Consider the following 22,157-nt stretch of genomic DNA (forward strand, 5'->3'; position numbering starts at 1 on the left):
TAGGTAATATCTAAGAATTAACTGGTAATATTTTTAAAGGATTAGTCCATAATAAATATTCACCAAATTAAATGACTCGATACAAAGGTTGGGTTCAAGAAAGATGGATTATGAGTTATCAGAGCTTGTTCAAGATTTTTTAAATTTTAGAAATTTTGATTTTCAATCTAATGTCACAGTTATTGGTAAAAATGATCGTGAGTTAAGTTTTTCTTATTTAGTAGATGGTTCACGCGATAATAGAACAGATTTCTCTGGAAAAATTGGTGTTGTTGTTAAAGATTGGTCTAGGTCTTGTGGTTATAACGTTATTATAGAAGCAGAACGATTACAAGAAAATGCTCCTAATCTTTCCAAGATTATGGTTGTAGCAAATCAATTTTCTGGTACCGCAAGAGAATTAGCTGATAAATTAGGTATTTTGACTCTGACTAAGGGAGAATTGATTTCAATACGTGAGATTTATAAGAACGAAACATCAGCTTTTGATCCTTAAATCTGTAAAAACAGGGCCTATTCTTCTATTATTTAATGAACAATAGGATTAACCTACCAAAAAAGCATTTTAATTGCTATAATTTTAAATATTCGAAGAATAAAAAGGATAAAAAGTAATTAATGAACAGTAAATAAATCTTAGCTCAGGAAAATTTTAATAAAGATTAATCATAGCACTTTTTATAGTTTAAAAGATTAATTATGTTGGCAATTTCTTGACAATTCTAAAAGGATGACATTAGATGGTCGTAATCAATCGCAATTCGGATATAGTCAGATTTATTGTAAATTTCGTAATAGCAGAGATCTTATTCTTTATAGGAACAGCATTTCTTGGCGTTTCGAAGATGCTTTTTAATATAAATATGATAGAAGTGTTAGAAGGAAGCTTCCTCGGAGATGCAACTCAAGGACTATGGACAGCTGCTTTTTCAACAAATCAAATAACGTGGTTATTTAATAATTTATTCTTATGGTGGGTCAATGTTCTATTAGCCATTTTTAATTCATTATTACTAGGACTCGGATTAATAGCACTTATGATCTTAGTACCATTAGGTATTCCTATATTTGAAGGTCCAAATGCACCTCAAAATGCAATTGCTATCGAATCAATGCCTGTAGGATTTCTTTTTTTGTTCTTCTGGGTTATTTTCCCATTTTTGTTTATTCTTCGTACTACATGGTATGATTGGATAAAACATAGATTCAAATCCAATACATAGGGAATCTCCCTTTATAATTTCCCCTTTATCACAGTACTTCGTGAACCATTTGGACTAATAACTAGAAAAGGAAGATTGAACCTTTCTTTGACAGCTAAGACCGTTTCTATTTCAGCTAATGCTTCCTCAGGACTGTTATTTTCTTCTGAAATATGACCAAGTATTGCTATTTGTGGTTTAACCTCGTAAATGAATTCTCCAGCAGCCCAATTTGATAAATGGCCTTTCCGACCAAGAATTCTCACTTTTAGGAATTCTGGATAAGAACTCTGTAAAAGATGGTCAAAAGAGTGGTTTGATTCAATAAATAAAATCTTAACACCACGAAATCCATCAATCAGGTAGGTATTGAGAAAACCACAGTCAGTAATATAACCAATCAATGGAATTTGATGATAATCAATACGAAACACTAATGGGTCAACAGAATCATGCGAACTCTCATAGGGGATAATTTCTAAGTTGGAGGAACTTAAGCTAAAAGATTTTCCAATTTCTATCAGCTCTATATCAATATTTTTTAATTTATTTTTCAATTTACCAAAAGTTTCGTCAGATAAATAACATTTAATTCGATTGTTTTTAGCTAAAGCCTTTATGCCTTTGATATGATCATTATGTTCGTGAGTGATAATAATACCTGCTAAATCACTCATTTTTTCCCCGATTTCTCTTATCCGTTTTGATATTACTCGTGCACTAATTCCAGCGTCTATTAAAAAAGAAGTAGTATTAATTTTAATGAATGTTGAATTACCTTTGCTCGTTGATCCTAGAACACAAACTTTGAACAAAAAAATCTACCTTGCCTAGTAAAGTTCTAAAAATTCAAGCGCATTCCCAAAAAGTATTAAATCTTTCTCTAATTCTGTTAATAGAGGTGAATTTTCGATAATTTTGATGCTATGTAACATAGAAGACCTATATACTACAGGTGAATCAGAACCAAATATAATTTTCTCAAAAGAACATGTTTTTCGTATCAATTTGACTATTTGCTTATTCTCAAGATGATAAGGAACAGCTGATGTGTCAAGATAAAGATTAGGTAAGGAAGCTGCTAAATTAACTGCTTCATTCAACCAAGTATCATCATAGGAATCACATCCATAACATCCAAGATGAGCAAGTATAAATTTATTATTTTTAAAACGATTGAGAATATTCCGCCAGATTTTAGGGTGTGAATCTTGAACACAACGGAGTGTATGAATTTCCCATGGACCAGGATCTTTTCCAGGGTGAATAAGAACAGGAATGTTTTCTTTTTTAGCAAAAGAGAAGATTCTTTTAATATTCGCATTTACTTGTCTCTGATGTCTATTTTTTATTATCTCTAAGGTGGAACCTGGTTTAAAAAACTGTAAAGTTGGTAAAAGTTTTATTCCCTTTAATTCCAATGATTTAATCTCGTCAAGCCGATTTTTTACGGTCTCCTCATTCTTTCTTGGATTAACTGAACCAAATCCAATAAAAAATTCAGGGAAATCCGCCACCAATTTTGCTATTAATGAATTAGGAGTAGTACCAATGTCTAACATTTGATACATAACATTAATAAGCTTTTCAGGGTCAATAAAAAGAGAATATGCCCATAAATCTTGTATTATTTGATTTTTAAGTTCAATATCGTCATTTAAAACATTCTTATCAAGATCAAGAGCTAATAAGACTGCTTTTTTGACACCCGCCTCCTTCATTTCTTTAATGATAGATTCTCCTGTAGCTAACGACCTTATTGGATGTACATGAGCATCTACTATAGTACCATTCCGATTCATTTGAAAAGAAGGTAAAAGCGAAATAGTTTTATTCATTATCTTTTGACTTTTGTGTATCTTTTAAAAGGGTAAAATAATGCCTTCTCAACCAACAAGCTCAAATCAAGATGAGAGAAAATCAGTAAAGTTGCGTCGTCTTTTTTTACGAGAAGATACAACTAAAACTATAAGTACCGAATTACAAAAAGAAAAGTATAAGTTTATAGTCATGAAAATGACTTTTGATCAAGGTTTAGAAGCAATCGAAAATATTAAAAAAATTATTAGAGATGATGAGTATCATTCCATAATAGAAATTAGAAATCTAAAATTAGACACTGACTCTGAGGAATTTATACGTCTTTATAATCGTTCATTTATTACTGCACCTGATCCCTATAGATCTTTAACTTATGAAGATGTTACTCTTTTTAATGAAGAATCAACATTTGTAGCAAAATTGTATGGAAGACTCGTAGGATTCATCTTTCTTACAATTGAACCATTAATAAAATTTGATAAAGAAATAGGACATCAAGGAGTCATAGCAGGAATTGGAGTAGATCCCCGATATAGAAGACGAAAGATAGCATTTTCATTAGCAGTCCGTGCTGCAGAGTATTTTATACAAAATTCTGTTGATGAGCTAATCTGTGAGGTTTTTGAAGAAAATGAAGTATCGATAAATTTTATTCGTAGCTTTGGTTTTCAGCCAACAGGTGAATTTTATCTCTAATTGACACTTAAAAGCATAAAGAATTTACAAAATCGGTTAAAATATTAAAAATTTATGAAGAATTATTTTGGAGATTTACTAGTAATGTCAACTAATTTATCCTTTATTATTTTGGTTGTTGATGATGAAAAAGATACACTAGATTTACTAACGTTATTATTAACAGGTGAAAATTATCAGGTCTTGACAGCAAGCGATGTAAAGGAAGCAACTTCTATTCTTATAAATCGATATAATAATCAGGAATTACTACCAGATTTAATTCTCCTAGATATTAAAATGCCTGGAATAAATGGATATGATTTTTGTGAATTTATCAAAGAAAGAGTAAGCTTTTCAAAAATTCCAGTTGTGTTTATTTCAGCACTTACTTTTAAAAAAGATATTGAGCGGGGTTTAAAATGTGGAGCTCTTGACTTCGTAAAAAAGCCTTGGTCAAGTAATGAAGAACTAATCAATCGAATAAAAAGAATTCTTTCATTTCAACCAGTATCCTCACATATTTGATTAAGAATATTCGTCATTAAAATTTTCCTATTTTCATTCGTAATAGTATATATTATGATATTCGGAAATTGGAGAATTTGGTCAATAAAGGGATTAAAAAACTGACCCATAGTACACAAGACACGTGAGTTCTGAAAACACCACAAAACATTTGATCTGAATTTTGATGACATTATTTCCATTTTCCCGATTTCGTCGATAACTACCAGATCCGCCTTCATACTTAACTTTGAAGAAAATTTATCTAGTTCGTCCAAATTAAGATAATATCGACCAAATTTAGTTTTTTTAATGCCAGTAAAAAACTCATCTGTCCGAGCAAGTGTACCTCTTTTCCCATCAATGCTTATTAGGTCAAATCCAATTCGCTTCCCTTTTTTCCTCACTTCTTTACTATAAAAACCAATTATTCTCCATTGGGGATGATTAGTCCTAAGAAATTCCAATAATTCTATAATTAGAGTAGTCTTTCCAGTACCTGGTTTTCCAGTTAAAATCAAGTGGTTAAAGCTTTGTATTATTTACCACCTGCTCCAAACAAATTATTTTCTTCTTCAGAGATTCTGAAGTAATATCAATTGATTTCCAATTCACCAAGTATGTTTCTAGAGTCTTAATAAAGTCTCTAACAAAATTTAAATGCCCAGTTTCTTTCTTAGATAATTGATGAAGAGCATCAGATAATAGATGACAATTATTTTCATTGAAAAAAATCATAGACTGGTTGAAATTTTCTTCTAAAGCTTTTTGACTGTCTTTTAAGGGACCAGGGCCCATATAATCAGTATCAGTGTAAATTAGTCTTCCATCTCCCTTTATTAACCAGTGATTTTCATTGAAGTCTAATAGAATACAAGCTGAAGAAGCTAGATAAATTATTTCTAGTAATTCTTTTATTTCTGACATGTTCTCAAATTGACAAACAGGAGAAAAAACAAAACGCTGTAAAATTAATAAAAAGTCACGTGTATCAAGAAAATAAGTAGCAGGATAATGATCTCGAAGTGCAGCAATTAAAGTTTTTACACGATCTCTTCGATAAACAGCTTGATTAAACACAGGCTCATTTCCAATTTCAGGTTTAGGAAATGCTCGAAGAGTAAAGTATTCATGGTTTGGGGAAGGTGAAAAAACTGGAATAGAACGATCTATTCCATATCCAGGACGTTTTACCTCATAAAATTCAAAAAAACGATCATCATCTAAACCGAAAAATTCTTTAAGTAGATGTCTTACTTCTAATTCATTAAATTTTTTAAAAAGGGGTACATTTTCGTCCTCAAGCTTCCTGACTTCGAAATGAAAATCAAGCATGGGAGGACACAATTCAATCACATCAAATCTCTTGAAGAGTACTGCTAATCATAAATCATAAGAATCTTACTTTAATGAAATCTACTGATGATAATCAACAATATTTTAGTTTAATCTAAATATAAAGAGTTTATTTATTTGGTGGTTTCATTCGGGTGCTTTCGGGTAATTTCATATGTCGAAAAGATCTAATTGACTCTTATGAAGCTGATTCAATTTTTATCGAAATCCGAAACTATTTAGCAGGAAATTTAGCTGGAACAACTAAAGATGACCTTTTAGTAGAGCAGATGCTATTTTTACTCATATGTAAACTCAAGGATGAACAGGAAACGAAATTTGAAGAACCAGTTTTTTTCCAAACAAAATATCCCAATCAGCTTACTCTTAAACAAAGAATTAATATTCTCTTCAAAGAAATCCATAAAAAATATCCGACAATTATGGAACCCAGAGATGAAATAAAATTTGATGATAAATCACTGGAATTTGTAGTCTCAAAATTAGAAAACATTTCTATCGTTTCTAAAAAGGAAACTATTTTTAGAGTTCTTTTTGAACGATTTATGGGATCTAATTTAAGAGGTGATAAAGGCCAATTTTTTACACCAGCCCCTATAATTAAATTACTATTGGGGTTAATCAATTCGAATAATAATATCAAAATATTAGATCCTGCGTGTGGTACAGGAGATATTCTCATCAATGCGTTTTTAAATGGATATAATTCAATTTGGGGGATAGAGAAAGATAATTTTCTTGCAAAAATAACTCAACTATATTTAATTCTCCTTGGATCTAATAATAAGAGAATTATTGAAGGTAATGCCCTTTCAACTTATCAGTCATGGTCTGATCAACTAAAAATAAACATTAACTTTAATTTCTTTGATTTGATTTTAGTAAATCCCCCTTTTGGAGCAAAAATTCCTGTTAATGATAAAGAAATTCTTCAGCAGTTTCAGCTAGGATTTAAATGGCAAAAAGACCCTAATACTGGTGATTGGCAAAAAGTAGCATTGAGAGAATCCCAAGCTCCTCAAATTTTATTTATTGAACGTTGTTTAGAATTCTTGAAATCTGGAGGGAAAATGATAATTATATTACCTGAAGGTGTATTATCAAATCCATCTGATAGGTACATTATTCAATTTATTTTAAAATGCTCAACAATTTTAGCTATTATTAGTTGTCCTCAGGCTACATTTTTACCTTATACTTTTGTAAAAACAAATATCTTAATTCTTGAAAAATCTCCACCACCTGTTAATTACTCTTTCTTTATGGGAATAATAGAATCAATTAAACTATATGATAAGGATAATAATTCCGATATCTCGAAAGTAATTAATAATTACAAGATTTATTTAAAAAATAGTGGATCTTTACCTGATTCGTCTAAATTTGGATTTGTATTAAACATTAATGAACTGAAAAACCTAATATTAATTCCTGAATATTATAATCCAGATATTAAAAATCAATTGAAAGAAATTAATAAAGATAAATTTGAATTAATCCGTTTTGGTGATCTGGTTAAAGCTAAAATTATTAAAGTCAATCGTGGACATGAAATAGGAGTAAAGAGTTATGGAACAGGTGAAATCCCTTTTATACGAACCTCTGATATTTTTAACTGGGAAATAAATCTCAATCCAATCAAAAAGGTCTCTGAAGAAATCTGGAACAAATATAAGGATAAACAAGATATCCAAGCTGGAGATATTCTATTTGTCAATGATGGAACCTTTTTAATTGGGAGATGTGCATTAGTTACCCCATATGAAACCAAGATTCTAATCCAATCCCATATACGAAAATTTCGAGTCAATTTTAATTCTGAGTTCTTTAATGAATACTTACTATTTTGGGCTTTAAACACTGAGATTTGTCAGAATCAGATAAAATCTAAAATTTTTATCCAAGCTACAATTTCAACTTTAGGAAATCGAATTAATGAGCTTTTACTTCCTATTCCAAAGGATTCTAACTTAAAAAAGAACTTAATTAAGCAAACTAAAAAAATTCTCCTCAAAAAAGCTCAATTAAAGTCAAATTTTGCTAAATTACTAAGAATTTGATTAAAAGGGTCATTAAAGAGGGAGATATTTGTAGATCTAAACTTTTTTGACTATATATCTTTTATTATAATAAAAAAGTGAGAAGTATATAAATAATTTATAAAATACAAAACTTTTTAAGCACCTAAATATTAAGTTATGTATAATATAAATATTGATTATAAAAAAGGAATGGAATAAAAAAGTGCTAAGAAGAAATGAAATTAAATGGGAAGATGAAATTTGTCACGATGATTTCTATCAAAATCACGAAAATGAAGTAATTAGTTTCACAGGATCAATCCTGGCAGCAAAAATACTAAAAAATAACGAAAATTTTCCTTCACGTATTGCATTATTACACAATCAGATAACTCATCAAGAAACGCATTTTGACAGACGTTTTAAAGAAAACTCCCGAGTTTCATCCTTACTCTGCCGATTTTTCCCAAAACTTTGGTTGAATGAGATTACAATTTGTTACCGAGATTCTGATATCAATTTGGGCGTAAGAAGTTTCCAAAATCGGATTAATTCCTATTTAGGATTTATTGAGGTATATTTGAATTTTTTAGGTTTAACAATTCTTGAGTCTGTAATTAATGAGATTAACCATGATTTTGGCCTTCATGTTGATAAGCCAAAGATAATCAAGTGGAAACTCAAGATCCTTTCTTCTATTCCTGAACTCCGTAAAAAATATCAGATTATGCAACAAAACATACAAGAATCCTCATTTATAGTTATATGTGTTAAAACAATGAATGAGGAGTTAAATTTAACTCATTATTCACAACTAGAAAAATTTCACATTAAACAACGTGTTTTATTACTAGCACGAGATTTTATATCACGGAGAAAGACAAGATTTCTGAAAAAACCAGAAATTTGGAGCAAAGCTATTTGTTTGAAGGCTGTCCGTGACACTTTTCCCGATCTGCCCAGTAATTTGTTTCCTCATTTATCCAAAAAACGATTAAAAATGGTTGAAAATAAACGTTGGCAATTAGACCGACTGTTTTCTAATTAAATAATTTTTTTAGCGAGTTGTTTTACATACAGGTATATTGCCAGACCAACAATAATTGATGCTCCAAATAAAACTAACCAAGAAGAAAGGGCAGGAAAAGCAGGATTGGATATAATTAGAGAATAAGAAGTCGAAAATCCGAGTATTATTCCGTAAAAAAAACCTTGAGAAGACAGAAAAATTATGATCCATAATAAAATTCTTTGAATAATGAGATTTCGACCACCCACAGCCCTAATAATAGAAAGATCTTGATTTAAAACATTACAAAGTATAACAAGAAAAGTAGAAAGGGAAAGAAAAGCTGAAACAAATACGGGGGTAAATGCAAGATTAGAATAAAACCAGTAATTCCTCGTATCTTCATGATAAAGCTGTTTAAAAGGTTCTAAAGAAAACCAATGCAAATTATAGTTTTCAATTAAGGTGTAAACCCTTCTTGTTGGATTTTTAACAAATAATACATTTGTAAAATTTACAGATAATTCAGGATATAATTCCAGCATACTGGATCTCCATAAAAAAATTGAATGACCTTTAGCAAAAGGATCAATGACTGTCTTCTCTATTTCAAAGCGTTTAACGGAAAGATCAATACCATTTATTTGTTTTGGAATTAATGAGGTAATAGTATTTTTCCTTACGAGATATTTCCACCCATCCCCGATGATTATAGGTTGATACTCTGGAGGAGAATCATATGGAAGTTTCCAAGAATAATATTGGAAGATTGTTGATATTTCATCGATAACCCAAAAATAACTTGGAAAAGTTGTATTTTCTGCTCCAGTCCAAATATCCTCATAATTTATACCTGGAATAAAATATATGTAACCCAATGAAAACCATCTTTTCTCATAGGAACTATTTTCCTCTTGAATCTCTTTAATAAATTGTTCTGAAATCGATTCGCTACTTATTTTCATTGAAAAATTGAAATTTATTCTATTAAAAGGGTTGTAGAGATCTTTAAGAAGGATTGATAAATCCAAAGAAGGAGTTATGATAATTACGTCAGATGAAAACCCATGATTAATGTATTCATTGGAGGTTTCCTGAATAATAGATCCACCAAGCAAGCCAAAAGAACTAATTAAGGATAAAGTCAGTATTCCAAAAATTACGACACGAGATATCAACCTGAACCTTTTTTGAAATAAGTACCCAAGTAAAAAAGCAGGCTTTTTCTTAGTTGATATTCCTAGTATTCTTCTTTGATCAGAATTTGACTCAATCGCATATTGACTAAGAGCCAGTTCTTGGAATTTTCTTTTAATTAAAATATTAATTAGAAAACCAGAGATAAGATAGGTTCCAGCAATAGAAAGAAAAAAGAACCAAGCAACAAATATAAAATAATCAATAATTTTTCCTATAGTAAGGTTTATATTAAATCCAAGTAAAATTTGAAAAATAAGTCCTCCAATCAATCCCTCTATCGCTCCTAATAGAACTGAAAAGCAATTAATTAACAAAACGTTTGTAAGAGGGATTCGTTGTATTTTTTTAAACGTTCCACCAAGGGCAGAAAGCACACTGAAATCATCCATCTGGGAAACTGTTAATAAAGATGCTAAGACACTAGCAATTGATATTGAAGAAAGAAGGGCAAAGAACTGTGTAAATTCTAAATATCTAGTCATTAGATTTAAAATACTAATATTAAATTTGATTTGAAATGAAGATACTTCAGAGTATAAACCTTTTGATAATAAAAAGAATATACCTCCAGTCGCCATTGACAGAGAATGAGTAAATATAAAAATTCGTGACCTTTGTGGATTACGTGATATGTTTTTCCAAGCAAGCGTTAAATTACCCAATTCTATCCCCTATATTTGCTGTAAACATCCATGGATTGGGATGTGAGTTTGATCAGCTAGAGGTTCAATTTCGGGTTCATGACTAATAACAACAATAGTTTTTTTTCCTTTTAATTCTGTGAGTTTATCGATAATTACTTGTCTTGTTTTTTGATCTTGATTCGAAGTTGCTTCATCAACAAGTAGTAAAGGAGGATCAAGAATTAAAGCACGAACGAAAGCAGCTCTTTGAAATTCTCCTCCACTTACTTGACGAGGAAGAGAATTTTTTCTATGGATCAAGGAAAATTCTTTCATTAAATTATTTGCACGCTGTTCGTAGTCATATTCATCTCGTTCTGTTAAAACTACTGGCAAAAGTATGTTTTCTTTAATTGTTAAACTACTAATTAGATGACCCATTTGAAATACTATTCCAATAGTCATAGAGCGAAAAATTGCCAATGATTCTGTATTCATAGCATGAAGATCGTGATCAAAAACTCTAATACTTCCTGAATTAACTAAGGTTAATCCTGCTATCAATGCAATAAGAGTAGATTTTCCACAACCACTTGGACCTTTTATTAATGAAAAACTGTTTTCTCTGCATTGATAAAACAGGTCTGTGAAGATATTGATTCTCTCTGTTCCAAGGAAAAAAGATTTTTCAACATCTTTCATTTCAATTACATAATGAACCATAAAACTATACAAATTGAATTATGATTTAATCTTTCTGGTACAGTAATTAGTTTGTTGAGTTTACATCCTTGTTTATTCAATGAAATCTTGGTATGTATTTATTAATGATATCCCACTAGAGAAAATGAAAAGCTTTTTTGAAAAAGATTATTTTAAAAAATTGTATAACACTCACTAAAAGATAAAAATCTGATATTTTCTAATCGGTTGTAGAATATTTTATCAATAGGTCAGATATTTTAGAATTAGAAATTAAAACTGACTAAACTGTTGCAAAAGAAGATGAATAATATGGACCACTGTAGTTCACTAATCTAAATGTTAAAATCTAAGAGGTTCAAATGAATGTTAGATGTTTCAAGTATTCGCGAAGACTTTCCCGCTCTTCATGAATTAAAAGATGGGAAACCAATTATTTACGCCGATTCAGCTTGTATGTCTTTAAAACCTAAGCAAGTAATTAATGCTTTAGTTGATTATTACTCACATTATACTGCCTGTGCTGGTAGAAGTCCCCATGCTTTTTCACGAGAGACAACAAGGTTGTATAATGAATCACGGAAAAAAATAGCTACTTTTATCAACGCTAAGGATGCATCAGAAGTTGTTTGGGTAAAGAATACCACTGAAGCTTTAAATTTAGGTGGTAATATATTAAACCTAAACTCAAAGGAGAAACCAACTATAATAACGACCTCAGAATCACATAATTCAAACTTGGTTAAGTGGGTACGTCTTGAAAGTCTCGGTAAAATTAATCTAATTATTATTCCAACCCACATTGATTGTGTCTTTGACATAGAGAAATTTACTTCAGTTGTAGAAAAATGCTCTCCTAGAAACTTCTTAGCGAGCCTAAATCATATAAGTAATGTGACCGCAGCTAAAATTCCTGTGAAAGAGCTAGGTAAAATTGTACATGAAAATGAGGGGATTCTCCAACTAGATGCGGCCCAATCATTCCCCCATACACCAATAGATGTTCAGAAAATGGAAATCGATTTACTTGGAGCATCCATGCACAAAGCGCTCGGACCAACTGGAGTGGGGATATTATATGGGAAGTATGACTTACTTGAAAAATTAGAACCTCTTATTCTAGGTGGAGAAACCGTCTCTGATGTAAAAGCATTAAATTCAGGAAAAGTTAACATTGAATTGCTTAATCCACCCTCAAAATTTGAAGCTGGTCTTCAAGATTATGCGGGGGCCATTGGTTCAGGAGCAGCAATTGATTATTTGAACTCGGTAGGAATGGAAAATATTGCAGAATATGAAGTTCACCTAGCAAATAAAATGCTTACAGGATTAGAAGAAACTTTAGGGAAAAAAATCCAAGTATTAGGCCCAAAAGATCCGAAACACCGAGCTGCATTGGCTGCTATAGATCTTAAAGGAATAAATCCCCATGAAGTAGCAATTCTCATGGATGAAATGAATAATATTTTTCTTAGATCTGGGTACCACTGTGCTCATTACTGGCATCATACAATCAATCTTAATGAGGGAACACTAAGACCAAGTTGGTATCTCTATAATACAGTAGAGGAAATAGAAATCTTCATTGCGACACTCGAAGAAATTATTAGTATGCTGACTTAATGAGGAATATCTTGTGGCATTTAAAGATGAAGAAAAGGTCATGCAATTAATAATTTTATTATTAGAAGATATGCATGAAGCTACAACCAAACAACTTATCGATGAAGCAACATTACTTGGATTAGCCGAATGTCCCGACAAAATGCCCTCAGCTCTTGCAGAGCTTGCTGCAAAAGGACAAATTAAAAAGACAATCTCCCGGGAGAAGAAAGCGATTGTCTGGTCACTACCAAGTTAAAAAAAGAAGAGATTAGGCAATAATATGCAATGCAAGTTCATGAAATGCCTTTTCTACATTTTCACCAGTCATTGCAGAGGTCAAGAAATGATCTACAATCTCTGATTGCGATAAAAAATTAGATATATTGTCATCTGTAATTGAACGTAATTCCATTAAATCAGACTTATTTCCTATTAAAATCAAAGGAATTTCTCCAGTTACTTCTTTAATATCTGAAATCCAGTTATTTAAGCTATCTAAGCTACTTGGCATTGTTAAATCAAAAACAAGTAAAGCTCCTCGAGCTTGGGAATAAAACTTTTTTCGAAAACTTCTGAATAATGATTGTCCTGCTATATCCCAAATTTGTAGATTAATATGTTGTCCTCCCACCTTAAAACGTTTGGAAAAAATATCAACCCCAATTGTTGCCTTATAATCAGCCGCAAACTTTCCTGTAATAAATCTATTAATAAGAGTTGTTTTGCCTACTGCACCATCCCCTGCCAATATGATTTTATATTTTCGAATGCTATCCATTTCTTCATCATTGGCCATGAGTACAACTCCTATGATATGTTTCTTTCACCTCCCTTTTATTTATTTGTTTATATTATATGGAGAATAAAAAGCAAAAACCATAGATAGGCCCCCCATAATTAGATAACTTTCTTAAATTCCTTTATGTAATCGTTGTCCAAGGTACTCGGGTAAACTAGCCTCAATAATTTTTCTTTCAACCAGATCAATATCATAATCTACCCGAATTATTTCTGCATTCATTTTTTCTACATCAATTACCCCATAACTAGCACGAGGGTCTCTATCACGAGATTGACCGATACTTCCAGAATTCATCATTATCATTCTTTTCCCTGAATCCTTTGAAATCTGAATGTCAATAAATGGAATATGAGTATGTCCTAAGAGTAAAATATCCAATTCAAAGAGATCCATAAAGGGAAAGAGATCCTTCTGCTGAGACGTCCCAAGAAGAATATATTCATCCAATGGATAGGTTGGGGATCCATGAACGATTGCTATTCTTGCAGGGAACGATCCATGAATGCATGTCCGAGAATTTGGTAGCTGATATAGAAATGATTTTTCCTCTTGTGAAAGAACTACAACTTGCCAGTTTATCGCTTTTTGAGCGTAGGGATTAAATTTAGCAATATCTCGCCCACCACCACCGACTGCATGATCATGATTACCACGAGTAATAACAGTTACATGTTTCTCTTTTAATATTCGATCAATAACGGCGGAAGGATCAGGGCCATATCCAACAAGATCTCCTGGACAATAAATCTCGATTATTTCAGGATATTCTTGTTTAATATGCTCTAGAACTGTATCCAAAGCAGTTAAATTAGCATGAATGTCAGATATCACTGCTAGAGTGTAGGGCATTGTAATCTCTCTGTAATTAATGTTGAACTTGACACCTTTATAGCTATTTAAAATTATCATAACTAGACATTAATATCATTCTTAGATCAGGTTATTAAAAATCATTTTATTGAAAGGGGAATAAATTGCCTTTTACACCATTTCATTTTGGTTTTAGTTTCTTATTTATTGCTATTTTTCCTTATTTAGATATTATTGCTCTTTTTGTAGGAAGTATTATTCCAGACGTGGAAGGAATTTCTGCGATATTCCTTTTTCCAAACTCAAATCTACCTCTTCATGGACCACTTCATTCATTTACTGGTTCTTTCATCCTAGGAGTTTTAATAGGAATAAGCTCTTGGGGTTTGAATAAAATTCTTGCAAAAAAGAATGTTGGTTCATCTTTCGATTTCATCTTTCGAGAATATTCTTTCTTTCAATCACTGATAAGTAGTTTCATTGGTACTTTTTCACATGTATTTCTAGATGCTATTCTCTATCCTGAAATGGATCTACTCTATCCTCTGAATGTAGGTAATTCTTTCTATGCATTATTTCCTTTCTCTTTTCCCTATTTATTTTGTATAGCTACTTTTTTCCTAGGATTTATTATAATAAGTATCAAACTTCTAAGAAAAGCCCCGAAGTAACATATTAACCTTCCAGTTCAAATATTAATCTTGCTAAATCACGAATGGTGCTTACTTGGAATACATTAGCCCCAACATTCTGATAATAATTGACAATGGAATCACCTGTGTTCCATAAAGCTTTGGATTCAGGATTTAAAATTAACACTTTTTTAACTTTTAAGACTAATTTTTCAAGTAGTTCAGCACTAATTGGACCAGAAGAACGCCAAGTGCCCTCATTATCTCGACAGTCTCCTAATAATAAAATAGAAGCTTTTCTGGAAATAGAATTAACATTAACTAGTTTAAATAAATCCTCAAAGGAAGATTGATAATCAGAATGAATTCTTCTAGGCCGAATAGTTTTTTTCCAACAATTTTGTCGTGCAAAAAGTGCTCGGTCAATCGTCTTTAGTTCCAATGCTTTAGTGACATCTACTGTAGTATTATCGAATTCAAATATGCGGATTTTTCTAAAGACATTTCTAGCCGCATAACAAATTACAAAAAACCAGGAGGCTGCCCAGCTTGTTGATCCGCTTACATCATTCAAGATAATTATTTCAGGATCTTGTTTCTTTTTTTTACGAAACATGAGATTAATTGGAGTCCCACCATGAACCAGATTCCTCCGAAATGTTCTCCGAAAATCTACCTTCCCTTTAAGTGCTTGTTTCCTTTTACGACGTTCTCGACTAGCGAGGATGTGGCCAATTTCAATTAATTGTTGCTTAACATTGCTAACTGATGTAGAAATATAGTTTAGATCATAATCTAAAAATTGATTCGTTTGAGATATATTATCTGCCATAGGTTCAGTGAAGACAGGTTGTTGTAGTTCTTGAGCTGATAACATTTCTAATTCAAAAGAATACAGATTATTTGCTAAATTCAATGTTGGTAAAGGAATCGAATCCCGTTGCTCAGAAGTTAAGCCATGAATAGGTACAGGTATTCCAAAAGATAATCGAAATAACCGTTGAAGATTGAGAATGAGCGATTTTGTAAATCCTGACCCTCCAGATCCTCCTGATCCGATTGTCCCCTCTCCCATTATATTTATTTGGGTTGCAATACCATGAGCATCCTCAATACGTCCTTCCAATAGAGCCTGTCCAAGAAGAAGATATGAATCATTCATATTTCGTAATCGATTAAGAAATCTCATCTCTCCTTTTTTATATCGTTCAATGTTATGAGAAGTATCTTCAATTGGTACCACATTGCCGAAAAATAATTGAAAAACATGATTGAAAATCTTAATATCTTGATGTCTCTTCACCAAGGTAGCTCGTAATCCAAGGCATAAATTATTTTTGTTTCTTACCCCAATTAGTTGATAGGCATTTTGAGCCATAATGGTTTCGGCAGGAGAAATAGCTAATCCATAATATCTCAATCTAGCAACAAAATTGAGAATTATAGACATTTTAATTAGTTCCCAATCTAAGGATTTCTGAAAGTTGAGGATCTAGTCTTTCAATATCCTCTTGATGTTTGAGTAAAACTGAAAGAGTCTGTTTTAAAATCTCTCTATCTAGATTATTATAGCCTAAATAAATTAATGTTTTCGCCCAATCAATTGTTTCAGCTATACTGGGGAGTTTTTTAAGATCATGTTTTCGAATTTGACTCACAATGCCAGAAATACCATGAATAAGAGGATTATCTAGTTCCAAACCTGTATGAGTAACGAGTATCTGTTTTTCTCTCTCACGGGTTGGAAAATCAATATATAAATATAGACATCGCCTTCTTAGAGGTTCTGAGAGATCACGAGAATTATTACTCGTTAAAATGACTAATTGTTGATCATTTTGAGCTTTAAATGTTCCAAGTTCTGGAATAGTAATTTGACGCTCACCAAGTGCTTCTAAGAGTAAAGCTTCAAATTCTTCATCACTTTTGTCGATTTCATCGATTAATAGAACATTTGGCTCATTATTGATAAAGGATTCAAATAGTGGACGCTCAATAAAATACTTACGTGTGAAAATATTATCCAATACTAAGTCAGAATCATTATTAGAGTGTTTAGCCAGCTCAATCGCTAAAAGTTGTTTTTTATAATCAAATTCACCTATTACATTTTCAACAGAAATACCCTCATAACACTGAATGCGAAACAATTTCCATTGAAGAGCTGCAGCGATAGATATCGCCACGCTAGTTTTGCCTGTCCCTGCAGGACCCTCAACAAGAATCGGTCGATTTAATTTTAAGGCTAGTGAAAGAATAGTATCGATTTCCTTTGAGGAAACATAGTTTTGTGCCAATAAATCAACTGTCATTATCAGATAACTTCCATACTTGTCTATCTTGGATTTCCATAAATTATTTTTTCCCCATAGTTAGAGTTTCCGAGATATATCATGTTAAAAAATGAACTGTCTTTCATTCATCTATGTCATTAGAATCCTTTAAAAAATCAGATTTTCAAGAATTCCAACCCTCACGCTTGACAACCATTGGAGTTATTCTTGCACTGCTCTGGCTATTAATAACTTTCCTTCAAGAAAAACCTGAACTCTTCATTCTTCTTGGAAGCCTTAACTTTTTAATAATGGTCTTTTTACGAATCCGAGCACAAAGAAAATCACAAATAGGACTGGAGGGGGGAACACAGGGGTATTTAATGGTATGGTTAATTACATCTTGGATTTATAATCAAAAATCAGCCCTTGTAATCTCGGAGGTTCAAGTTCAAGATATAATGATACTATTACTGGCACTAACTTTTCTTGTATGGTTCATAATCTCTCCTCAGGAATCTTCTCAGGAATTAATCTTTAATTTACCTCCTTATCTTAGTAAAATTATATTAAATCTATGGAAACTAGCTGTATTAGTTTTTTTTTTCTTTAATCTAAGGGAATTACGAAGTTTTAAAGAAATTGGTATTTTATTCTTTTTAGGTGTTGGATTTTTCGATTTATTCCTCTTTTATTTGCGTCAGGTTAAAATAAATTATGTAGATATTATTCTTAATCCTATAAAGTTATTAAATTCTCTATTTTTTTCTAGTTTCTTGATTTCCTCAAAATGGATTCTCCTAACCTTTATTTTCATACTTTTAGATCAAATGGAACTAGATTTATTAACAGGTTCCTTAATTGTCGGTAGTCTATTTGTTAGTATCATCTCTATTATAACCTCAACAGGGAAGTTAACTCTATCAAGTGGATTGGTTGAATCACGAATTAAAGAGGGAAAAGCCCTAATTCCAGAGGTCATTGAAGAAGCTCGAGAGATCACAACTCCAGAGCAGTTAAGAAATTTTAATGAATTTTACTTAGTTACCCATAATTTAAAGCTTGTACAAGAACAAGAACTATCTAATTTTCACAAAAATGATTTAATTTTAAGATTTCCCTTCTCTAGGAACTTACAAAATAAAGTTGGAGTCTATATCTTTCATTTAAATCGGCATGAATTATTAAAACAAATTGTAAAAGAACAGCGGGAAAAAGGGAGAGGCAGTAGACTTTTCTTTAAAATAAACCAAGGGAGTCTAGAGGAAGATATGAAAACTTCAATTAAGAATCTCAATATCAAAGGGAGTTCGGTTAAACGATTATCATTAGATAAATGGACTCATTTTAAAGAGAATTTGAAGCCTATAACTCGAGAAGAATTCGCTGTATTAGTTGGGTTTAAAAAAAGAGAAGAACTTGAAGAAAGATTAGGAAAATTGATTTCAGGAACAATCATGGTTCAAGAACAAGTTAGAAGTAGAATTCGTGGAGTTCCAGCCCCCTCTTTTAAAGGAGAAGACAGTTATGAAGGAATCATGGCCAAAAATCAATTAATCATTCCAGCCCTAATAACTGAAAATTGGAATCTAAAAGAGAATCAAGAAGTTGAAATCATAAAGGGAAAACAGGAATACTTATTTTATGTGAAACTAAAGAAACCTTTCAATGATCATGAAAGGTGAAGTTATTTTGATTTCTGAGCAATGGTAGCATAAGTCATACTATCAATATATTGCTGATGTGTCACTGTAAATGATTCTTTTTCAAATAAAACTCGTAACTCACTGGGAGTAAAGAATTTTGACCCCATACGAAAAAACATTTCCATTGATCTGACGAAATGACCAAAACGTGATTTTGGATCAAATTCAAATACAATAAAAATTCCATCATCTGACGATAAGACCCGATAGACTTCAGCAAGGCCTTCACGATGATTATTCCAATGATGAAAGGAATCCACAGCAAATATTCGTTCGAAAAAATTATTGGGATAAGGAAGCTGTTCCGCATATCCTATTGAAAAATTTGCACATGGGATTTTCTTCCTCGCTCTATTCAGCATAAGCTGTGATGGATCAAGCAAATAAAGTTGATCACATAACGAAGAAATTTTTTGAACAGTTCGGCCTGTACCAGTGCCAATTTCTAAAACCTTTTCGTTGCCTTGAAGATTTAAAAAGGTTAGGAGATCAGAAGGAGTAGAACCCTTAATAAGAAGATCATAAATAGGCGAAATAAAATCAAAAAACCGATGTGGAATGACTAACACCAATTGGAATTAAATAATGAGGAATTTTAAAACTTTTGAATTATTTATAGGAAATAAAACTGAAAGATAATAATAAAAAAAGAAAAGAGAAGGAAGAAGAACTATTTCCTCTTTTTAAATAGGAGAGGGGAAAAAAATAAAGAAATTTTTGAAGACCTAAAAGAATTCTAGATTGATTTGAAAAGTGAGCGTTTAAAAATATGAAATAGTAGCATTACTTAATAGGTAAGAGAGATGCTAAAAATAACTTATGTTTCCACTGGCACTACGAGTTCCCAAACTCCTGTTATGGCAACACTTAGTTATGAACTTGTTAAGAAGTATTTAAAAGATCATCCAGGTCTAGAACCCGATTTTCCTATTGCAAGTGTTTTTGATTTTTCAATGATGTATTCCACTATTCAATTTTTTGCTACTGATAAAATTTTAATGCGTCTGGGAGAACTAACAGCATTGTCTGAATTAAAAACGACTGAAAACCCAGATTGGTCTAAGTGCTGTTTCCCCTCAAAGTTTGTACATAAAAAAACTACCGAACCATTATTTTTTATGATCCCTGTATTTGAACGAGCGGTTTCCGTTACCTTATCAAGATCAGAAACTTTGGAATTAGCTCAAAACATCTGGAAAATTACTATGACAATTGAAAAGGCAGGAACCAAATTTATTTTCTATGATCTCCCTCTGATTGAGCCAAAGATTAAGAAATACTTTGAACTGGCTGCGTTACTCAATTCAAACTTAATTGTTGGAATAATCGATGTGAATAAAGCAAAAATAGACCAAATACAGGACGAAATTCATGCCTTGGAGAATTTTCTTATTGATTACAATGCATATGCCAAACCAGCGATATCAATCAGTGGATTAGTTTTTAATAAAATAACGGATAAGGTATTAAGTGAAAGATGGATCAATCAAGTTATGCAGAACTTTTCATATCCAGTTTTAGGGATGATTAGAGATGATTCTGAATTTAACAAGATTGCCACTCAATATGATATTCCAACTCTCGATAACTATCCAAGTGTAAAAAGTGCTAAAGATTTCCAAGCTACAACAGAAATGATCTCACAATTAGCTAATAATACAGAAATCTTTCGTGAAGTGAGTTCAGAACAACAGAAGTATTTGGAAGAGAAAATTTTTTCAGGTTAGCTAAATTTTCGACGGATTTTTCCTCTAAAGGCGAAAATGTCTATATCATCATTCACTACAACGTCAGATTGGATAATGACTTTAGGACCAATTAAAGAGGAAATTTTATCTTGGAACTTTATGACCTGCTCATCCTTCGTGATGATATCTAAGAATTTTTCTTGGTCAAGATTTAGTTCACGTATTAAATGTTCGACAGAAGGAGCAGCTTGTAATTTTTCAGCGATCTCTGATGGGGAAAGACCAGTAACAAAACTTAATCGGTTAATAATTTGATCAATAGCAACTCCTGAGGTAAGTCGAATTAGATCCTCGGGAGTAAGTCGTTTACCAGTTAGAGAGAAAATATTTTCACCAAATTGGTCAAGATTCACCGTACTATCTATAACAGCGGATAATTCTGTTGGAGAAACATCGATACCTTGCTCTTGTAAGGCTAATTCTAACGCAGATTGATCAGGGAATAATCTAGAACGAAACATCTTGGCAAAACTTCGAATCCGAATTGCTTGTGCTGAAACATAGACCGCAAGAAAAGACATAATTAATCCTAATGAGATGAAAAAACCTGCCCATTTCAGAGTATCAAATACCTGTTTATTGTACGTATATTTAGTGACCATAGTCATCATTTGAGATACAATAGTTGTTTGAATCGTCTGATTTTCTGTAACAACAATGGTTTGATTTTCAATTATTGTAATGGTTTGATTTTCAAGGTATGTTTCAATAGTAACATTTTCAGTGATTACCCGATAATCTAGAGCAACATCTTGGGCAATAGCATCATAATAACCTTCGGTACAATTAACTTTGAAAAAAAGTGTTCCTTGGAGAAGAGTTGGTTCAAGAAATGTAAGGTTAAATTGAAAAACTAGGAATTGGCCAATTGTTAAATTCGATGCTACGGGTGGAATCCATTCAATTGTTAAATTATAGAGAGAAAAATTACCTAATAAATAAGGAGTAATATTGTGATAAGTAAAAAGCGGATTCTTATTTGTAACATTAATTAAAAATATTACTGATTGATTCCCTATGGAATTATTTAATTGAGTAAGTTTTTTTGAGAGAAAATCCTTTGTTTGAGAGTTAATTGCATCTTTAACTTCCTTAATCTGATTCATTAAGATAGAATTTTCTGATGAATTATACTGGATTATTGACTGAATATAGATCGGAGGATCATACGTTAATAACCGGCTTTTAATGATCTCAGGATTTGAAATATTATTCCAAGTTAGGTTAAAGTACCATAAACCCTGTTGAGGAAAATCAAGAAGAACGGATTTGAGATTAGAGAGAAAAATTGGTACAATACCACTAGTATTTAAGTTTTGAATATCTAAAATTGATCCATTCGGATCTATTATAGTTAAATTAAAATTAACAGAAGAATCTTGCCAGTTTAAAACCCATTTTATTCGTCTCATTTCAGAGGAAACATTTAAACTAAAAAGGGTGAAATTTCCGTTATTCACTAGAG

At 31.6% G+C, this 22,157-nt stretch carries 23 protein-coding genes; 11 read left to right on the forward strand and 12 right to left on the reverse strand.

What is annotated here, in order from left to right; genetic code table 11:
* Positions 1 to 103: 103 nt before the first annotated feature.
* A complete protein-coding gene (locus ACWVCY_RS08940; protein ID WP_455142196.1) occupies positions 104 to 496 on the forward strand; it encodes a restriction endonuclease in 393 nt (130 codons plus the stop codon).
* 244 nt (positions 497 to 740) lie between these two features.
* On the forward strand, positions 741 to 1,223 hold the full coding sequence (locus tag ACWVCY_RS08945; RefSeq protein ID WP_455142198.1) for a hypothetical protein: 483 nt from the start codon (positions 741 to 743) through the stop codon (positions 1,221 to 1,223).
* 11 nt (positions 1,224 to 1,234) lie between these two features.
* Here ACWVCY_RS08945 and ACWVCY_RS08950 read toward each other — a convergent pair whose 3' ends face one another.
* Both ACWVCY_RS08950 and ACWVCY_RS08955 read right to left on the reverse strand, forming a co-directional pair.
* Complete coding sequence (locus ACWVCY_RS08950) at positions 1,235 to 2,017, reverse strand: MBL fold metallo-hydrolase (RefSeq protein ID WP_455142200.1); 783 nt, start codon at positions 2,015 to 2,017, stop codon at positions 1,235 to 1,237.
* 15 nt (positions 2,018 to 2,032) lie between these two features.
* On the reverse strand, positions 2,033 to 3,040 hold the full coding sequence (locus tag ACWVCY_RS08955; RefSeq protein WP_455142201.1) for an amidohydrolase family protein: 1,008 nt from the start codon (positions 3,038 to 3,040) through the stop codon (positions 2,033 to 2,035).
* Between the two features lie 40 nt (positions 3,041 to 3,080).
* On the opposite strand from ACWVCY_RS08955, the gene ACWVCY_RS08960 reads away from it, so the two are divergent.
* Both ACWVCY_RS08960 and ACWVCY_RS08965 read left to right on the forward strand, forming a co-directional pair.
* Entirely contained in the window at positions 3,081 to 3,719 is a 639-nt protein-coding gene (locus ACWVCY_RS08960) for a GNAT family N-acetyltransferase (RefSeq protein ID WP_455142203.1), read from the forward strand.
* Positions 3,720 to 3,803: 84 nt separating this feature from the next.
* Entirely contained in the window at positions 3,804 to 4,226 is a 423-nt protein-coding gene (locus tag ACWVCY_RS08965) for a response regulator (protein ID WP_455142205.1), read from the forward strand.
* Here the strand turns inward: ACWVCY_RS08965 and ACWVCY_RS08970 are convergent.
* Both ACWVCY_RS08970 and ACWVCY_RS08975 read right to left on the reverse strand, forming a co-directional pair.
* The gene (locus ACWVCY_RS08970; protein WP_455142207.1) at positions 4,202 to 4,726 is read right to left on the reverse strand and encodes a nucleoside-triphosphatase; all 525 of its coding nucleotides are present in this window, start codon (positions 4,724 to 4,726) and stop codon (positions 4,202 to 4,204) included. The genes ACWVCY_RS08965 and ACWVCY_RS08970 overlap by 25 nt on opposite strands.
* Positions 4,727 to 4,730: 4 nt before the next feature.
* The gene (locus ACWVCY_RS08975; RefSeq protein ID WP_455142209.1) at positions 4,731 to 5,561 is read right to left on the reverse strand and encodes a hypothetical protein; all 831 of its coding nucleotides are present in this window, start codon (positions 5,559 to 5,561) and stop codon (positions 4,731 to 4,733) included.
* 134 nt (positions 5,562 to 5,695) lie between these two features.
* Between ACWVCY_RS08975 and ACWVCY_RS08980 the strand changes: the two genes are divergently transcribed.
* A complete protein-coding gene (locus ACWVCY_RS08980; RefSeq protein ID WP_455142211.1) occupies positions 5,696 to 7,621 on the forward strand; it encodes an N-6 DNA methylase in 1,926 nt (641 codons plus the stop codon).
* A gap of 184 nt (positions 7,622 to 7,805) precedes the next feature.
* Positions 7,806 to 8,630, forward strand: coding sequence for a hypothetical protein (locus ACWVCY_RS08985; protein WP_455142213.1), 825 nt, complete (start codon positions 7,806 to 7,808; stop codon positions 8,628 to 8,630).
* Here ACWVCY_RS08985 and ACWVCY_RS08990 read toward each other — a convergent pair.
* Positions 8,627 to 10,453, reverse strand: coding sequence for a hypothetical protein (locus tag ACWVCY_RS08990; protein ID WP_455142215.1), 1,827 nt, complete (start codon positions 10,451 to 10,453; stop codon positions 8,627 to 8,629). The genes ACWVCY_RS08985 and ACWVCY_RS08990 overlap by 4 nt on opposite strands.
* 9 nt (positions 10,454 to 10,462) lie before the next feature.
* Positions 10,463 to 11,137 (reverse strand): ABC transporter ATP-binding protein, encoded by a 675-nt coding sequence (locus ACWVCY_RS08995; protein WP_455142217.1) that lies wholly within the window; start codon positions 11,135 to 11,137, stop codon positions 10,463 to 10,465.
* A gap of 345 nt (positions 11,138 to 11,482) precedes the next feature.
* On the opposite strand from ACWVCY_RS08995, the gene ACWVCY_RS09000 reads away from it, so the two are divergent.
* Both ACWVCY_RS09000 and ACWVCY_RS09005 read left to right on the forward strand, forming a co-directional pair.
* Positions 11,483 to 12,739 carry an aminotransferase class V-fold PLP-dependent enzyme gene (locus tag ACWVCY_RS09000; protein ID WP_455142218.1) on the forward strand — a complete coding sequence of 419 codons (1,257 nt, stop codon included), beginning with the start codon at positions 11,483 to 11,485 and terminating at the stop codon, positions 12,737 to 12,739.
* 13 nt (positions 12,740 to 12,752) lie between these two features.
* Positions 12,753 to 12,977: a hypothetical protein gene (locus ACWVCY_RS09005; RefSeq protein WP_455142220.1), complete on the forward strand. Its 225-nt coding sequence runs from the start codon at positions 12,753 to 12,755 to the stop codon at positions 12,975 to 12,977.
* A gap of 12 nt (positions 12,978 to 12,989) precedes the next feature.
* Here the strand turns inward: ACWVCY_RS09005 and ACWVCY_RS09010 are convergent, their stop codons facing one another.
* Complete coding sequence (locus tag ACWVCY_RS09010) at positions 12,990 to 13,517, reverse strand: Rab family GTPase (protein ID WP_455142222.1); 528 nt, start codon at positions 13,515 to 13,517, stop codon at positions 12,990 to 12,992.
* Between the two features lie 114 nt (positions 13,518 to 13,631).
* A complete protein-coding gene (locus ACWVCY_RS09015; protein ID WP_455142224.1) occupies positions 13,632 to 14,372 on the reverse strand; it encodes a metallophosphoesterase family protein in 741 nt (246 codons plus the stop codon).
* Between the two features lie 125 nt (positions 14,373 to 14,497).
* Between ACWVCY_RS09015 and ACWVCY_RS09020 the strand changes: the two genes are divergently transcribed.
* The gene (locus ACWVCY_RS09020; RefSeq protein WP_455142226.1) at positions 14,498 to 15,004 is read left to right on the forward strand and encodes a metal-dependent hydrolase; all 507 of its coding nucleotides are present in this window, start codon (positions 14,498 to 14,500) and stop codon (positions 15,002 to 15,004) included.
* A 4-nt stretch (positions 15,005 to 15,008) separates the two neighbouring features.
* On the opposite strand, the gene ACWVCY_RS09025 is transcribed toward ACWVCY_RS09020, so the two are convergent.
* Together ACWVCY_RS09025 and ACWVCY_RS09030 are read right to left on the reverse strand one after the other, a co-directional pair.
* The gene (locus ACWVCY_RS09025) at positions 15,009 to 16,415 is read right to left on the reverse strand and encodes a VWA domain-containing protein (RefSeq protein ID WP_455142228.1); all 1,407 of its coding nucleotides are present in this window, start codon (positions 16,413 to 16,415) and stop codon (positions 15,009 to 15,011) included.
* Between the two features lies 1 nt (position 16,416).
* Positions 16,417 to 17,277: an AAA family ATPase gene (locus tag ACWVCY_RS09030; RefSeq protein WP_455142230.1), complete on the reverse strand. Its 861-nt coding sequence runs from the start codon at positions 17,275 to 17,277 to the stop codon at positions 16,417 to 16,419.
* Between the two features lie 113 nt (positions 17,278 to 17,390).
* Here ACWVCY_RS09030 and ACWVCY_RS09035 point away from each other — a divergent pair, with 113 nt between their 5' ends.
* A complete protein-coding gene (locus ACWVCY_RS09035) occupies positions 17,391 to 18,923 on the forward strand; it encodes a hypothetical protein (protein ID WP_455142232.1) in 1,533 nt (510 codons plus the stop codon).
* Positions 18,924 to 18,925: 2 nt separating this feature from the next.
* Here ACWVCY_RS09035 and ACWVCY_RS09040 read toward each other — a convergent pair whose 3' ends face one another.
* Entirely contained in the window at positions 18,926 to 19,513 is a 588-nt protein-coding gene (locus ACWVCY_RS09040; RefSeq protein ID WP_455142234.1) for a class I SAM-dependent methyltransferase, read from the reverse strand.
* A gap of 234 nt (positions 19,514 to 19,747) precedes the next feature.
* Here ACWVCY_RS09040 and ACWVCY_RS09045 point away from each other — a divergent pair, with 234 nt between their 5' ends.
* Entirely contained in the window at positions 19,748 to 20,671 is a 924-nt protein-coding gene (locus tag ACWVCY_RS09045; protein ID WP_455142235.1) for a hypothetical protein, read from the forward strand.
* On the opposite strand, the gene ACWVCY_RS09050 is transcribed toward ACWVCY_RS09045, so the two are convergent.
* Positions 20,668 to 22,157: hypothetical protein (locus tag ACWVCY_RS09050; RefSeq protein WP_455142237.1), on the reverse strand; the 1,490-nt coding region annotated here is incomplete at its 5' end. The two genes, ACWVCY_RS09045 and ACWVCY_RS09050, sit on opposite strands and share 4 nt — an antisense overlap.

This window comes from Candidatus Hodarchaeum mangrovi, assembly GCF_975850365.1.